Here is a 16013-nt window from a genome sequence, read left to right as displayed (position 1 = left end):
GGTGAGATATGGCGAAAGAGGTTGATTCTATACATTTACTATCTTGTGCTATTGAGGCGAGTTTGGGGAATGATTTCCCGGCTTTCGCTTTTCGTCTGCCGGGCGAAGATGGTTTTTATTGGGGCGCTTGTGAGCCTGATAGACTTATGACTCTTGCCGATGGCGTTTTCCCGGAAAAACAGGAGGGCTTCTTTTTCGCACCTTTTGTGGAAGGTGAGTTGCCTCGTTACTTTTTCCCTGTGAAGATACAACGGGCCGAAGAGATAAGTTTGGAGGCGTTGAATTACGGGGCGGGACAAACTTTGGCAAATTTGGAGATAAAACCGGTAGATAGTTCTTTTGAACAGTATGAAAAACAAGTAAATACGCTTGTTGCAGCAATGTCTCGTAAAGAGATAAAAAAGGCTGTTCTTTCCCGCACCGTCACATTGAACCGTCCGGTAGTTTCCGATGGGCAGCTGTTTTTTCGACTGGCTGCAAAATACGATTCGGCTTTTGTTTCGTGGGTCAATGTGCCCGGTGTAGGACGATGGATAGGAGCTACGCCCGAAACATTGCTCGATTGTGCCGGAGTGTCATTGACTACGATGGCTCTCGCAGGTACGCGAAAGGCGGGAGCGAAGGAGCCGTGGGGACAAAAAGAACAAGAGGAGCAACAAATTGTGACCGATTATATATCGAAGGTATTTAGAGATAAAGGTCTCGAACCAATTATCGGTGAGCGGTTTTCTCGCAAGGCAGGACAGGTGGAACATCTGTGTACGCCTATTTCTCTGAAAGTCGGTTCGGCAAATGGGAGATTGGCCGAGATATTGTCGGCGCTTCACCCTACGCCAGCTGTGGGTGGGTATCCCAAAGAACTTGCGATGGAATGGATTCGTCGAGTAGAACCGCATGAGCGCAGATATTATGGCGGTTATTTGGGCCCTATGTTCGGTGAGCATGTTCGTTTGTTCGTCAATCTTCGGTGCATGGAAGTAGACGATTCCCGATTGAGATTGTATGTCGGCGGAGGTTTGACCGATAAATCGGACCCGGAAAGTGAGTGGAAAGAAACCGAGGCGAAAGCGCAGACTTTACTGTCGATTATCAATGGTTATAAGTAGAGTGAATATGAAAACGACCGATAAACAGGGCTGTAATATTCTTGTCGCACTTTTGGCGGAGCATGGTGTAAAGCGTGTCGTTCTGTCGCCCGGATCGAGAAATGCTCCTTTATTAATGGCATTTTCGCGTACACCCGATATACAGGATTATGTCGTTGTCGATGAACGTACAGCGGCTTTTATGGCATTGGGTATGTCGCAACGTAGCGGTGAACCTGTGGCACTGGTTTGTACATCGGGAACAGCGTTACTCAATTATGCTCCGGCTGTTGCCGAGGCCTATTACCAACATATTCCGTTGATAGTTATTTCGGCGGATCGTCCTATGGAGTGGATCGATCAGGACGATAGTCAAACATTGCGGCAGTACGGCGCTTTGTCTCACTTTGTGAAACGTTCGTATAATTTACGGGCGGAACTATCTCTGCCGATGGACGGGTGGTACTTCAATCGTTGTATAAACGACGCTTTGTTAACGTCATTGTCGGGAGAAAAGGGCCCTGTTCATATTAATATCGCTGTTTCCGAGCCGCTCACGCAAGAAATGGATATGCCTTCCGTACGGGAACGTTTTGTTACTCGCATACCTTCGTCAAGCATTCCCGATGAGCAATCTATGAAACTTTTGTGCGATGAGTTTATGTCGGCTCGAAAGGTGTTGGTTTTAGTGGCTTTCTCACAGCCTGACGAGCAGTTGAGTCAAGCTCTTTTACGTTTAGCGGAATTGCCGCAGGTTGTCGTTCTTACCGAAAGCATAGCCAATGTGAGGGGGAAGAATTTGATACCTACGATCGATAGGGTTTATTCGGTAATCGATAAAGCGGAATGGGAAGATTATGCACCCGATTTGCTCATTACATTAGGCGGATCATTGGTGTCGCGTATGATAAAGGCTTTTTTACGGCAGCATAAGCCCAAGTTGCATTGGCGTATATCACAAGGCGATCATGTAATAGATACGATGCAATCGTTGACTTGCCATATCGATTCTCAGGCTGCATCGTTTTTAGAGGTGTTGTCTCGAAGTGTATTCCCGATAGAGAGCGACTACTCGATGCTGTGGCATAGGAAAGAGGTGATTGCTACTCGTTTGCACGACGATTATATCGCTCATGTCGAGTGGTGTGATTTGAAAGCATTTTCATTGATATTACCTGCGATTCCGCCGGGAACAGCATTGCAGCTTTCCAACGGTACTACGGTACGCTATGCCCAGTTGTTCAAGTGCGAACAGGTGTTGCGGAGCGATTGTAATCGGGGCGTGAGCGGTATAGACGGCTCCACCTCGACCGCTGCGGGTGCGGCTTGTGTGGGTGAGGGAATGACGGTGTTGATTACGGGAGATATGAGCTTTTCGTATGATGTAAATGGGTTATCATCGACTTATCTTTCTCCTCGGTTTAAAATTATCGTAATGTGTAATGGGGGTGGGGGAATCTTTCGATTTATTAAACCGACTTCCGATTTGCCCGAACTGGAAACTTGTTTTGAAATACATAGAGATATTTCGGTCGAGAAATATGCCGATTTGTTCGGACTTCGTTATTTCGAGCTCAATGATGAGAAATCGGCCGCAGAAGTACTTTCTCTCTTTTTTGCCGAAAAAGATCGGCCGGCTATACTGGCGGTCCACACCCCGAATGTTTATAATGCCGAGGTTTTGCGAGGATACTTCCGCCGGTCGAGACAATGATGATAATGATTAAAATTAAAAATATAAGAATATGAAACCGATAGATTGGAAAACGATTAAGGAGTATGAGGATATACTTTTCGATTATTATGATGGAATCGCGAAGATAACGATTAACCGCCCGCAAGTATATAATGCGTTTCGTCCGCAAACGAATTGTGAGATGCTCGATGCCATGTTTATTTGTCGGGAACGTTCCGATATTGGCGTTATCATTCTGACGGGAGCGGGAGACAAAGCGTTTTGTTCCGGTGGAGACCAGAAAGTGAAAGGAATTGGCGGTTATATCGATGAAAACGGTGTCCCGAGGTTAAATGTTTTGGATTTGCATAAAGCTATACGTTCCATTCCCAAGCCGGTTATCGCTATGGTCAACGGTTATGCGATCGGAGGCGGACATGTGTTGCATGTGGTATGTGATTTGACAATCGCTTCGGAGAACGCTCGATTCGGACAGACTGGCCCGAAAGTGGGAAGTTTCGACGGAGGATTCGGTTCGTCCTATTTAGCTCGTATCGTAGGGCAGAAGAAAGCGCGCGAAATATGGTTCCTATGTCGCCAATATTCAGCGAAAGAGGCAGAAGAAATGGGGCTGGTCAATAAAGTTGTTCCTTTCGACCGATTGGAGGAAGAGACAATCGAATGGTGTCGAACGATATTGAAACGTAGCCCGATGGCTATACGAATGATTAAGCGGGCGTTGAATGCCGAACTTGACGGGCAGCGGGGTTTGATGGAATTTGCCGGTGATGCCACTCTCATGTATTATCTCATGGAGGAGGCGCAGGAGGGCAAGAATGCTTTCCTTGAAAAGAGAGACCCCGATTTCCAGAAATTTCCCAAATTCCCCGGATAGATGTTAAAGGCAAGTTATACTCCTTATATACTTCATTTCAAAGTCCCTAGCGGAACTTCTCGGGGCGTTCTCACGCAAAAGGAGACCTATTTCTTGAAAGTGTGGGACGAGCATAATCCCGATTGTTTCGGGATAGGAGAATGCGCACTGTTTAAGGGATTGGGAGCAGACGATCGTCCTGATTATGAAGCTATGTTGCAAACGGTTTGTCGGGGTATCGACCGAATAGATGAAATAGATTTGTCTACATGGAGTTCTATCCGTTTTGGAGTGGAGACCGCCTTACTCGATTTGCAGCATGGCGGACGACGCATGATTTATCCGTCTGAGTTTACTGCCGGGAAACAAGCGATTGAAATAAACGGATTGATATGGATGGGCGATAAGCGCACTATGGCTTCCCGTATCGATGAGAAATTAGCGGCCGGGTTCTCTTGTATTAAGTTGAAAATTGGAGCGATAGATTTCGATGATGAATGTGAATTGCTGGCTGCAATCCGGCGACGATATCGCCGGGAGGATATAGAGTTGAGGGTCGATGCCAACGGTGCGTTCTCTCCTTATGATGCATTGGAACATTTGCAACGTCTTTCGGCTTATGATTTACATTCGATAGAACAGCCCATACGAGCCGGACAATGGGAGGCGATGGCTCGGTTGTGCGAAGAAACTCCTCTACCGATAGCTCTTGACGAAGAATTAATCGGGATAACCGATTCCACCGAGAAGTTAGCGTTATTGGAGACGATTTCTCCGCAATATATCATTTTGAAGCCTTCTTTGATAGGGGGATTTTCGGGTGCGGAAGAGTGGATTGAATTTGCTCGGAATTGTCGTGTGGGTTGGTGGATAACATCGGCATTGGAATCGAATGTGGGATTGAATGCAATTGCGCAATGGACGGCGACATTGCCTATAAATATGCCTCAGGGATTGGGAACGGGAGCTTTGTACACCAATAATATACCGTCACCGTTGGAGCAGATAGGAGATGAGTTGAGATATAATCCTGATAAAACTTGGATTTTTTCGATGGATTCATGGAAATAAGGCTAAATCATCGTATTTGTCGTAATCGAGAAGAGATACTCAATGCTTCTACACCCGAAGTGGCTGCTTTTCTCGATGAGTGGTTCGCACCTTCCGATTTTGTTTGGGGACATACTTCGGGATCGACCGGAACTCCAAAGCCGGTAAGATTACTGAAACGAGATATGGAGGCTTCGGCACGGTTGACCAATGACTTTTTCGATATTACCTGTCGTTCGGTAATGTTGTTATGCTTGTCGCCCGATTATATTGCCGGTAAAATGATGATTGTAAGAGCCTTGTTATCCGGTGCTGATTTGTTGGTCGTAACTCCTTCGTCGTTGCCTTTGACGACAATAGACGAGCCTATCGATTTTGCCGCGATGGTTCCGGTGCAAGTAGTCGAATCTTTGAAAAGTACGATGCAGAAATCAAGACTTTCTCGTATAACGTCTCTAATAATAGGTGGTGCACCTTTATCTCCCGGTACTGAGGTGGAGCTGGAAAAACTTCCTGTCGATATGTATGCTACTTATGGTATGACCGAGACAGTTTCGCATGTCGCATTACGCCGTATCGGTGACTCTTTGTCGTTATATTGTGCGTTGGGTGGTATATCTTTTTCGATAGATGAACGAAATTGTTTAATCATTCACGCTCCGCACTTTTCTGTAAAAGAGTTTGTAACGAATGATGTGGTTGAGTTGGTAGATTCTCGGAATTTTCGATGGATAGGACGGTATGACCATGTGATCAATACGGGAGGGATAAAGGTTTTTCCAGAGTTGATCGAAAAGAAAATAGCAGGTCTGTTTACACGCCGTTTTTTTGTAACGTCTTGTGACGACCTGAAATGGGGTGAATCGGTTGCTCTCGTTATAGAAGGCGAGGCTTTGTCTCTGGAACAAGAAAAAATATTGCTGGAAAAGATTCGGGCAAAAGTAAATAAATATGAGTTCCCACGTAAAGTATTGTATGTGCAGAAGTTTAAGGAGACGTCTTCGGGAAAAGTTATACGGAATATTTAGTCCTTTTTCTTCGTTGAGAAAGAATTAGAAATATAAAATTTATGATTTTATTTTGATAGTAATAAAAATGTATTTGTATTAACTTGTCTTGCCGAATACTCAAATTATATTTACCTTTATTGCAAATTTAATATATCTCTAACATTTTAATATTTTACCATGAAATTTTTTCAAAATTTAGTATGGGTAGCCATTTTTTTGTTATCGGGTACAGTGGCCGCTCAAACACCTGTTTATCTTGATGAAACCAAGCCGATGGAAGACCGAATAGAGGATGCTCTGTCGAGAATGACGCTCGAAGAAAAAGTGGCATTGTGCCACGCACAATCCAAATTCAGTTCACCGGGAGTGCCTCGTTTGGGATTGCCCGAAAATTGGATGACCGACGGTCCTCATGGAATTCGAGCCGAGGTCATTTGGGACGAATGGGACCAAGCAGGGTGGACGAACGATTCTTGTATGGCATTCCCGGCATTGACTTGTTTGGCAGCGACTTGGAATCCTGAGATGGCTCTGTTGTATGGCAAATCGATAGGCGAGGAAGCGCGATATAGAAATAAGAATGTATTATTGGGACCGGGTGTCAATATCTACCGTACTCCGTTGAATGGTCGTAATTTTGAATATATGGGAGAGGATCCCTATTTAGCTTCGGAGATGGTGGTTCCTTATATCGAAGGGGTACAGTCTAACGGGGTAGCAGCCTGTGTGAAGCATTATGCGTTGAATAATCAGGAATACGATCGGCATGCTGTCAATGTGGAGGTTAGTGACCGGGCTTTATATGAAATTTATCTTCCAGCGTTTAAGGCTGCTGTACAAAAAGGAAAGGCTTGGGCTATTATGGGAGCCTACAATCGTTATAAGAATCAATATTGTTGTCATAACCAATATTTGTTGAACGATATTCTCCGAAAAGAATGGGGATTTGATGGTGTCGTAGTATCGGATTGGGGTGGAGTATTCAATACGATGGAGGCTGCTTATAATGGTTTGGATATGGAGTTCGGGACTTGGACAGATGGTTTGACGAATGGTAAAGGAGATGCGTATAGCAATTACTATTTGGCACAACCGTTTCTTGATTTGTTGAAAAACGGAACGATTCCGGAGTCTGTTGTCGATGGCAAAGTTCGAAATATATTGCGTCTGATGTTTCGTACTACGATGAATCGAAACAGACCTTACGGTTCTTTCAAAACCCCGGCTCATGCTTCTGCTGCTCGTAAAATCGCCGAGGAGGGCATTGTGTTGTTACAGAACAAAAATAATGTATTACCCATTCGTTTGTGCGAAACCAAACGCATCTTGGTTGTCGGAGAGAATGCGATAAAGATGATGACGGTAGGTGGCGGAAGCTCTTCGTTGAAAGCCCAATATGAGATATCCCCATTGGACGGATTGAAGGCAAGAGTCGGAGATGCTGCTGAGGTGATGTATGCTCGTGGATATGTCGGTAATATCGATGGATCTTATAATGGGGTGGTTTCCAAAGTCAATCTTGCTGAATCTCGGTCTGCCGATGAATTGCTCGATGAAGCTGTAAATAAAGCGAAGTCGGCCGATTATGTCGTTTTTGTCGGCGGTTTGAATAAAAATAGCCACCAAGATTGTGAAGGTGGAGATCGCACATCGTATGGGCTCCCTTATGGTCAAGACCGAGTTATCGAGGCTTTGTCTCAGGCCAATCCCCGCACGATAGTCGTATTGATTTCGGGAAACAGTGTGGCGATGCCGTGGATAGATCAGGTCCCTGCCATCGTCGAAGGTTGGTATTGTGGTAGTGAAGCCGGTAACGCATTGGCTTCTATATTGGTGGGCGATGTCAATCCTTCCGGGAAACTCCCGTTCAGTATGTATGCCAAATTGGAAGATTATCATGCTCATTCATTCAATGATTCGATTGTTTATCCGGGGTTGAATCACCAACAAATTTATAAAGACGATATTTTTGTAGGCTATCGTTGGAGCGATCTTCACAAGAAAATACGACCGATGTTCAGTTTCGGTCACGGATTGAGCTACACGACATTTGAATATGGTAAAGCCGAGATCGATAAGAAAGTCGTGCAACAAGGTGAAAGCCTCCGGGTTCGTATCCCTGTAACCAATACAGGCAATAGATTTGGGGCTGAAATCGTTCAGTTGTATGTGAGTGATTTGAAATCGAGTTTACCCCGTCCGAAGAAAGAATTGAAAGGATTTAAGAAAGTTGATTTACAGCCGGGAGAAAGTCAAATCGTAGAGTTTGAGATAGAGGAGTCGAAGCTCTCTTATTTTGATGATAAGAAACATGCCTGGGTTGCGGAACCCGGGAAGTTCGAAATATTGATAGGAGCTTCTTCGAGTGATATAAGATCGAAGGTCGCGTTTGAGTTGGAATAATTAATCTGTGTAAAACAAAGCACTCTCGACAAATTTGTCGAGAGTGCTTTGTTTTACTTATTATAGCCCAAGTGGGATATTATCCGAATTTGCTAATTTTTCGTAACCGTTCTTCATCTATAATTTGTATGCGTCGGCCATCGACTGTTATGATTTTTTCGTTTGTAAAACTCGATAGGGTGCGTATGGCGTTAGATGTGGTCATGTTCGATAAGTTAGCTAAATCTTCACGAGCCATATAGATGTTGAGTGTAAGTCCATCTTCTTCGACACCGTAATTTTCTTTAAGTACCAATAAGGATTCGGCTAATCGTCCTCGAATATGTTTTTGTGTGAGATTGACTGTGCGGGCATCCGAAATGCCTAAATCGTTGGATAGTTCTTTAATGAAAAACCAAGCCAAGCCGTTATTTTTGCGAATATGTTCTTCTACTAACGGCATGGGCAAGAATCCCACAATAGAATTTTCAATGGCTGCTGCTGCCGTTACATAAGGTTCGCGAGAGAAATATGCCCGATAGCCGAAATATTGAACCGGTCGAATTAATCGAATAATTTGGCTCCTGCCACCAACGCCGTCTTTGTAAATTTTTACTTTACCTTTTAATAAGCACATTAGTTGTGCGGGATCTTCTCCCTCACTGTAAATAATTTCATTCTTTTTGAAATTCTGAGTTTTAAAGTTTTCGGCGATAATGCGTTTTTCCTCATTTTCAAGTAGAGCCCAAAAATCAGACATTTCTTGTTGTAGTATGGATTCTAATGTGCTTTTTTTAACCATTTGCCTTATAGCTATGTTTTACAGCACAAAAATATATAAAAAATTGATACATTGTTCCTTAAAAGAGGAAAAACTATAATATTTAATAGTAAATCGGGATTTATATCAATAAAAAATAAGGAGCGAAAAAATCATTTACGCTCCTTATTTGTATAAAGAAAAAGTGTCCTTATAGGCTGTTATTTATAAGATATCGTTCGGCATCCATTGCCGCTTTACAACCCGATGCCGCCGCAGTGATAGCCTGTCTATACCGGGGATCTGCGACATCTCCGGCAGCGAATACACCTTCTATGTTAGTTTCGGTTGTGTGAGGTGCAGTAACTATATATCCGTTTTCATCGAGGGTAATGGAATGTTTGAATATATCTGTATTGGGTTTGTGTCCAATGGCAAGGAAAAATCCATCTATGGGTAAATCGTAACGCTCTTCATGCGCTGTGTCTTTGCCTTTAACCAAATGTACTCCTTCCACTCCGTTTTCTCCGAACAATCCTTCGGCCTGAGTTTCAAATAAGATTTCTATGTTAGGATTTTCATTGACACGGCGTTGCATGATATTGGAGGCTCTTAGAAAGTTTTTTCTGACGATTAAGTAAACCTTAGAGGCTAAGTGGGAAAGGTATTCTGCTTCTTCGCAAGCCGTATCGCCTCCACCTATTACTGCGACTATTTTTTTTCGGTAGAAAAATCCATCGCAAGTAGCGCAGGCCGACACTCCCATACCTGCATATTTAACCTCATCTGGGAGTCCTAAATATTTGGCCGAAGCACCAGTAGAAATGATTAAGGCATCGGCTTCTATAATTTTTTCACCGTCTATGGTTATACGATATGGTTTTTGAGAAAAATCGACAGCTGTGGCAATCCCTCGGCGAATGTTTGCCCCGAATCGTTCGGCTTGTTTTTTCAAATCTTCCATCATATCGAATCCTGATATACCTTCGGGGTAGCCCGGGAAATTTTCTACATCGCTGGTCGTTGTTAGTTGTCCGCCCGGTTGCATGCCTTCATATAGAACCGGTGATAGGTTTGCTCGTGAAGCATAAATAGCTGCCGTATAACCGGCCGGTCCTGAGCCTATAATTAGACAACGTATGCGTTCGTTTTGTTCCATAATTTCTATTTATTTGTGTTATTAGCGTAAATCGATAAGTTCTGCTTTTGGATATTGCTTTTTGTTAAAAACAAATGTCGAGTCTGGAAAGTTTTGGTCGGTAGCATATTTTGATAGGTTGATTATGCTATATGTCCGATCGCTATAATAGAGCTTAAAAGAGCTTGGATTCCATGTAGTTGTGTTGATAATAATTATAATGTGGTCTATATTTGTTCCTTTCTTCTTTGGTGTAAGTTCTGCTATACTTTCTTTGGAACTTTTTGACTTTAATGTTTTGATGGAAAAGTCTTTTTTGTAGTTATTGATGAGTATGTAGGGATTGACTGTTGCGATTTCTTCGGCCGTAGGTTCGGTTAGGTTTACTTCCTCTGTTGCCTTTACATATGCCCATTGTTGCAAACCATCGTACCATACAATCATAGATGTTGTATTCCAGTAAAATTTGTTCCCAGATAGTTTTATAGTTCCGTTTTGTTTTTCTACGGGTTCGTTCAGTGCATTAAAAACGGTCAGTGTAAAAGTAGCCGATATACCGTTCGATTGTTGGAATTTACCAACGACTTTATCCAATGCCTTTGTACCGTTTTGTGCATGTAGAGGTTCCATGCTCAATAGTAGAAAAAGTACGGAGCAGTATAGTAGAATGCGATTTGTTTTCATTTCATTAATTCTAATTTGTTTTCGAGAGCCATAATATCCACAATCAGTACTTGTCGAGGTTTACCCCCTTCGCTTGGGCCTACGATACCGGCAGCTTCCAGTTGATCCATCAGTCGTCCCGCTCTATTGTATCCGATGGAGTAGCGTCTTTGTAAAGACGATGTGGAGGCCTGCCCTGAAACGACGATCATTTTAGCGGCTTCCTCGAATAGGGGGTCTCGGTTGATTACATCGTTTCCATTGCTCCCTGCGTCACTGTCGGGATTTTTATATTCTGGAAGTTCATATGGTTCGGGGTATCCTTGTTGTTTGCTGATATACTCACAAATTCGTTTTACTTCGGGAGTATCGATAAACGCACATTGAATACGTTTCAAATCACCACCTTCGGTAAATAACATATCACCTCGTCCGATGAGCTGGTTTGCTCCGGGAGCATCGAGTATAGTCCGTGAATCGACCATTTGCATGACTCTGAAAGCGATACGTGCCGGGAAATTTGCCTTAATGTTACCGGTGATAACGGTCGTTGAAGGACGTTGTGTAGCTATGATCATGTGAATACCGACAGCTCTCGCTTTTTGTGCTATTCGAGCGATGGGCATTTCGACGTCTCTGCCTGCCATCATAATTAAATCAGCGAACTCATCGATAATCACCACGATATAGGGCATGAATTTGTGTCCGTTATTCGGATTCAGTTTTCTATGGATAAACTCTTCGTTATACTCTTTGATTGTTCTCACATTTGCTTTGGCGAGTAGGGCATATCGATTATCCATTTCGATACAGAGAGAATTTAAAGTGGCGATAACCTTGTCGCTGTCGGTAATTACGGACTTTTCTGCGTCGGGTAATTTAGCCATAAAATGTCTTTCTATAACCGAATAGATACTGAATTCGACCATTTTGGGATCGACTAATACGAATTTTAATTGAGCCGGGTGTTTTTTATAAAGTAAAGATGTGATAATGGCATTCAGCCCGACGGATTTTCCTTGTCCGGTAGCACCAGCCACCAATATGTGAGGCATTTTACAAAGATCTGCTATGCAGACTTCGTTCGTAATACTTTTTCCTAATGCAAGGGGAAGTTCATATTTACATTCTTGAAATTTTTTGGAAGCTAAAACAGAATACATGGAGACCATTTTGGGGTCTTTGTTTGGTACTTCGATACCAACGGTTCCTTTGCCGGGAATAGGGGCTATAATGCGAATCCCTAACGCCGATAGGCTGAGGGCAATATCGTTTTCCAAACTTTTTATCCGGGCTATTCTTACTCCGGGTGCTGGTTTTATTTCATAAAGAGTAACGGTAGGACCCACAGTCGCCGTAATGGAACTGATTTCTATATTGTAATTTTTGAGGGTTTCGGTGATCAGTTTTTTGTTGGCGGACTGTTCTTCCATGTTGATCTCCACCTCGCTGTTTTCCCGTTTGTCCAGTAAATCGAATGTCGGTCTTTTATAATGCGAGAGGTCTTTCGTAGGATCATAATCTTCCATAGGAGCTTGTGTGGCTAATACTTCGGTCTCAGCCGTCTCGATGACAAAGTCGGGGTCACCGGTCTCGATGGTAACTCGTTTAGTCTCCTCTTCGATAGGAAGAATATTTTCTTGTATATCTTCGAGTGTAGGGATTTCTTCGGTAGGGTCATCGGGATATTCGGGCAATGTATTTACAATATCGTTTTCCGATGAGGGTATGTTTTCAGTATTTTGGGTTTCGTTAGATTCCGTTTCCTTATTGTCATTTTCGTTATCTGTTTCTGGGTTATCCGTCCTGTTTTTTATTGCTTGGATCGCCTTCCCTGTGAGGCTGACGGACGATACTCGTCGAATATATTCGATGGTTTTATAACTTAGATGGACGAGCAATATGATAACGAGAGCTATAATGAACAGAGCCGTTCCCCATGGTCCTATCCATGCATTGAGCCATAAAGTCGCATAATACCCGTGATATCCCCCTAAATATAGGAAGGTGTTGTTATAACTGTGCATGAAAATGAATCCGAAAAAGAGAGACAAAACTATTATCGACAAGGCACAGCTAATCGTAAATCGTATCATTCGAGTATGGGCGACTTTCATGAATCGACGGCCTACGACATATAACCATAGAGAAACGATGAAAGCAGATATACCCATCCAACGATTTATCATGAGGTTGGATAAGTATGCCCCGAATGCACCCGTCCAATTTTGAATCTCGTTTCCAATGGAAGAAAGTTCTCCTACCGATAGATTCTCAACTTTACTTTGGTCGATGCTTCCTGTAAAAAAGAATGAGATGAAAGAGATAGTCAAATAGAGGGAGAATATGACTAAAATGACACCTAAAATGAAATTTACACGTTCATTTTTAAATATGTTTTTACGTATTTCTCTTTCATTCTGAGATGTATTGTTTCCCTCTTCGGGTTGGGCTTGTTTTATTTTATTTTCTTCTAAGTCTGTTGTAGGCATATTATGAGAATACTTCGCTTTGGATTTTAGATTAGATACAAATGTACAAAAAATACTTATTCTCAACAATATTATGAGTTTTTCCAAAAGTAAGATGTGAATAAAATGAGGACTGTAAACAGTTCAAGCCGGCCGATGAGCATAATGATTGACAAAGTCCATTTTCCTAAATCGGGGATAAAAGCATAGTTACCTGCCGGACCGGTTGAACCGGCCCCGGGACCGATATTGCTGAGGCAGGAAAGTGTCGAACCGAATGCTTCTTCCATAGACAACCCCAATGCCGATAGGATAATAGACCCTGCTATAAGTACCATGACATATACTAAGATAAATGCTAATATTTTGGATACTATTTCGTGAGATATGGCTTTCCCATTTACGCGTACAGGTAATATAGCATTGGGGTGTATGACTCTGTAAAGTTCATTTTTTGTATTTTTGGCGAGGACCACCAGCCTGTCTATTTTTGCTCCTCCACAAGTGGAGCCGGCACAAGCTCCGAAGAACATGAGTAGTAAAAATATAGTTGTAAAAAATGGGCCCCAAGCGACATAGTCATCTCCGGTGTATCCGGTTGACGTAACAATTGTTACAACCAAGAATAGCGATCTTCGAAAAGTATCTTCGAAGGATCCGTTTTGGTCGGTTATGTATAGTCCTGTAATGACTAATAAAGTGGCCCCTAATACAATTGCCGTGTACCATTTGGTTTCTTCATTGTGTAATAGTTTTTTGAAATCTCCGGTTACGGCTCTATACACCAAAGCAAAATTTATACCTGCGATAAATGTGAATATAGTCATGACATATTCTGTGTAAGAGGAGTTCCAAAAATTTATACCGGCTTGTTTGGTCGAAAATCCACCTGTTGCCATGACGCAAAATGCTTGACAGATAGCATCGAAAAGATTCATGGGACCCAACCACAATAGGAGACAGAGGATAATGGTGAGTATGATATATACACTCCATAATTTTTTTGCTGTTTCTCCGATTTTAGGTTTCAATTTTTCGGTTGTTATGCCGGTTACTTCGGAATTAAATAAAAGTAATCCACCCTGATGGTTGAGCATGGGCAGTATGGCGATTGTTAACAAGATGATACCCATTCCTCCGATAAAATGCATGAAACTGCGCCAAAAGAGAATACCATGTGGAAGAACGTCTACGTTTTCTATAATGGAAGCTCCTGTCGTTGTTAGGCCGGATACTGTTTCGAAAATAGCATCTGTAATACTCAAATGATTGGGCATTAAGCAAAATGGGAGCATCCCGAAAGCCGAGAAGAAAAGCCATATAGAAGTTACCAGTAAATAACTTTCACGCTTTCCTACGTCGTTACGGGAATTTCTAAAAATGTAGAATAATATACCACCTACGATTGCAGTTATTGATGCCGATTTAATAAAGGCCGGCGCATCTCCTTCTCCATAAATAAGAGCTACGACAAACGGAACGAGCATGAATATAGATTCCATGCATAGTAATATTCCGATGAATTTCAGTATGACATGAAAGTTAATTTTGGGCATGATATTCCTAATTGAAAAGCTTCTCTATTTTATGTAATGCTGTGTCGAGACAGAAAATAACGACGTGATCATTCGGTTGTATCCATGTGTTTCCGGTTACGACCATGCCGTGTCCATTACGAACCAATCCACCGATTGTTAAATCGGACGGGAGTTTTAGGTCTTTTACTGCGGCTTTGGTAATTTTAGAATTTTCTTTTGCAACCAATTCTACGACTTCGGCGTCGGATAATGCGAGACATTTAGCATTTGAGGAGTCTTCGTCGAGCAACAATTGGAAGATACGGCTGGCTGCTAGTAATTTTTTATTGATGATATTTCCTATATTTAGCCGTTCGGCAGTAGAGATGAACTGGATATTTTCGACTTCTGCAATAGTCTTTTTTACCCCTAATTCTTTGGCGGTTAAACAAGCTAATATATTTGTTTCGGAACTATCGGTTAATGCTATAAATGCATCCATGTCACGGATTCCTTCTTCTTTCAAAAGATCCACATTGCGTCCGTCTCCTTGAATAATGATTATATCGTTCATGTATTCGGCTAATTTATAACTCTTTTGCTTGTCGCATTCGATGAGTTTTATTGCCATATTATCAGGCGCGTAACTCGATATGCGTATAGCGATACGGCTGCCTCCCATGATCATTATTTTGTGAATTTCTGCTTCTGTTTCACCTGAGAGTTTTTGAATTTCTTGTATATGATTAGGAGTCGTGGTAAAGTATGCGATGTCTCCTATTTTTATTTCGTCGTTTCCTCTTGGAATAATAGTTTCATGTATACGTTTGATGGCCGCGATGTGAAATTGGCTTTCGGCTGTTGTAAGTTCATAGAGTTTTTTATTCAGAATTTTAGCGTTGTCGTGTAATTTTACACTTAGTACGATTAATTCTCCATTACAAAGTTCAAACCAGTTGCGTGTCCATGTGTGTTTTAATGCGGTTATTACTTCTTCTGCGGCCAGTTTTTCGGGATATATCAGTTCATTTACTCCCAGATTTTCAAAGAAGGCTTTATTTTCAGGTAAAAGGTATTCGTAGTTGTCCACTCTTGCCAGAGTTTTTTTTGCGCCTAGTTTCGATGCCATTGTACATGCCATGATATTACGAGACTCGAAGGGCATGACAGCAATAAATAAATCGGCTTTATATACTTGGGCTTGTTTTAATGTTTGGAATGCAGTAGGGTTCCCGATGACAGTCATTAAATTATAATTGGCATCGAGTTCTCGTAGTTTCTCTTCATCATTGTCGATTAGAATAATATCCTGTTCTTCTCGGGATAACAGTTTTGCTAAATGTGTTCCAACCTCTCCGGCTCCAGCAATGATTATTTTCATAATTATT

General features: G+C 42.2%; 12 protein-coding genes. 6 read left to right on the top strand and 6 right to left on the bottom strand.

Going from position 1 to position 16013, the window contains the following annotated elements:
• The first annotated feature begins 8 nt into the window (after positions 1-8).
• From NBH06_RS04715 to NBH06_RS04690, 6 genes are all read left to right on the top strand, one after another.
• Positions 9-1106 (top strand): chorismate-binding protein, encoded by a 1098-nt coding sequence (locus NBH06_RS04715; protein ID WP_250793045.1) that lies wholly within the window; start codon positions 9-11, stop codon positions 1104-1106.
• Between the two features lie 7 nt (positions 1107-1113).
• The gene (menD, locus tag NBH06_RS04710) at positions 1114-2799 is read left to right on the top strand and encodes a 2-succinyl-5-enolpyruvyl-6-hydroxy-3-cyclohexene-1-carboxylic-acid synthase (RefSeq protein WP_250793043.1); all 1686 of its coding nucleotides are present in this window, start codon (positions 1114-1116) and stop codon (positions 2797-2799) included.
• 31 nt (positions 2800-2830) lie between these two features.
• Positions 2831-3655 (top strand): 1,4-dihydroxy-2-naphthoyl-CoA synthase, encoded by an 825-nt coding sequence (menB, locus tag NBH06_RS04705; RefSeq protein WP_250793040.1) that lies wholly within the window; start codon positions 2831-2833, stop codon positions 3653-3655.
• The gene (locus tag NBH06_RS04700; RefSeq protein ID WP_008861771.1) at positions 3656-4705 is read left to right on the top strand and encodes an o-succinylbenzoate synthase; all 1050 of its coding nucleotides are present in this window, start codon (positions 3656-3658) and stop codon (positions 4703-4705) included. It begins immediately after the preceding gene.
• Positions 4696-5712: an AMP-binding protein gene (locus NBH06_RS04695; protein WP_250793033.1), complete on the top strand. Its 1017-nt coding sequence runs from the start codon at positions 4696-4698 to the stop codon at positions 5710-5712. The genes NBH06_RS04700 and NBH06_RS04695 overlap by 10 nt, the downstream gene beginning before the upstream one ends.
• Before the next feature lie 159 nt (positions 5713-5871).
• Positions 5872-8097: a glycoside hydrolase family 3 C-terminal domain-containing protein gene (locus tag NBH06_RS04690; protein ID WP_250793031.1), complete on the top strand. Its 2226-nt coding sequence runs from the start codon at positions 5872-5874 to the stop codon at positions 8095-8097.
• Positions 8098-8176: 79 nt separating this feature from the next.
• On the opposite strand, the gene NBH06_RS04685 is transcribed toward NBH06_RS04690, so the two are convergent.
• The 6 genes from NBH06_RS04685 to trkA form a co-directional block, all read right to left on the bottom strand.
• The gene (locus NBH06_RS04685) at positions 8177-8878 is read right to left on the bottom strand and encodes a Crp/Fnr family transcriptional regulator (RefSeq protein WP_250793029.1); all 702 of its coding nucleotides are present in this window, start codon (positions 8876-8878) and stop codon (positions 8177-8179) included.
• 169 nt (positions 8879-9047) lie between these two features.
• On the bottom strand, positions 9048-9995 hold the full coding sequence (gene trxB, locus NBH06_RS04680) for a thioredoxin-disulfide reductase (protein ID WP_250793027.1): 948 nt from the start codon (positions 9993-9995) through the stop codon (positions 9048-9050).
• 21 nt (positions 9996-10016) lie between these two features.
• Entirely contained in the window at positions 10017-10658 is a 642-nt protein-coding gene (lolA1, locus tag NBH06_RS04675; RefSeq protein WP_250793025.1) for an outer membrane lipoprotein periplasmic chaperone LolA1, read from the bottom strand.
• Positions 10655-13129 carry an FtsK/SpoIIIE family DNA translocase gene (locus NBH06_RS04670; RefSeq protein WP_155012598.1) on the bottom strand — a complete coding sequence of 825 codons (2475 nt, stop codon included), beginning with the start codon at positions 13127-13129 and terminating at the stop codon, positions 10655-10657. Before NBH06_RS04670 ends, lolA1 begins: the two co-directional genes overlap by 4 nt.
• Positions 13130-13200: 71 nt before the next feature.
• The gene (locus NBH06_RS04665) at positions 13201-14610 is read right to left on the bottom strand and encodes a TrkH family potassium uptake protein (RefSeq protein WP_229037033.1); all 1410 of its coding nucleotides are present in this window, start codon (positions 14608-14610) and stop codon (positions 13201-13203) included.
• A 61-nt stretch (positions 14611-14671) separates the two neighbouring features.
• Positions 14672-16006, bottom strand: coding sequence for a Trk system potassium transporter TrkA (gene trkA / locus NBH06_RS04660; RefSeq protein WP_008861779.1), 1335 nt, complete (start codon positions 16004-16006; stop codon positions 14672-14674).
• Positions 16007-16013: the final 7 nt, after the last annotated feature.

Origin of the sequence: Barnesiella sp. B2-R-119 (assembly GCF_023656675.1) — a bacterium.
GTDB lineage: Bacteria > Bacteroidota > Bacteroidia > Bacteroidales > Barnesiellaceae > Barnesiella > Barnesiella intestinihominis.
Note: the sequence above shows the minus strand (reverse complement) of the source record. Positions and strands in the feature narration are given on the sequence as shown.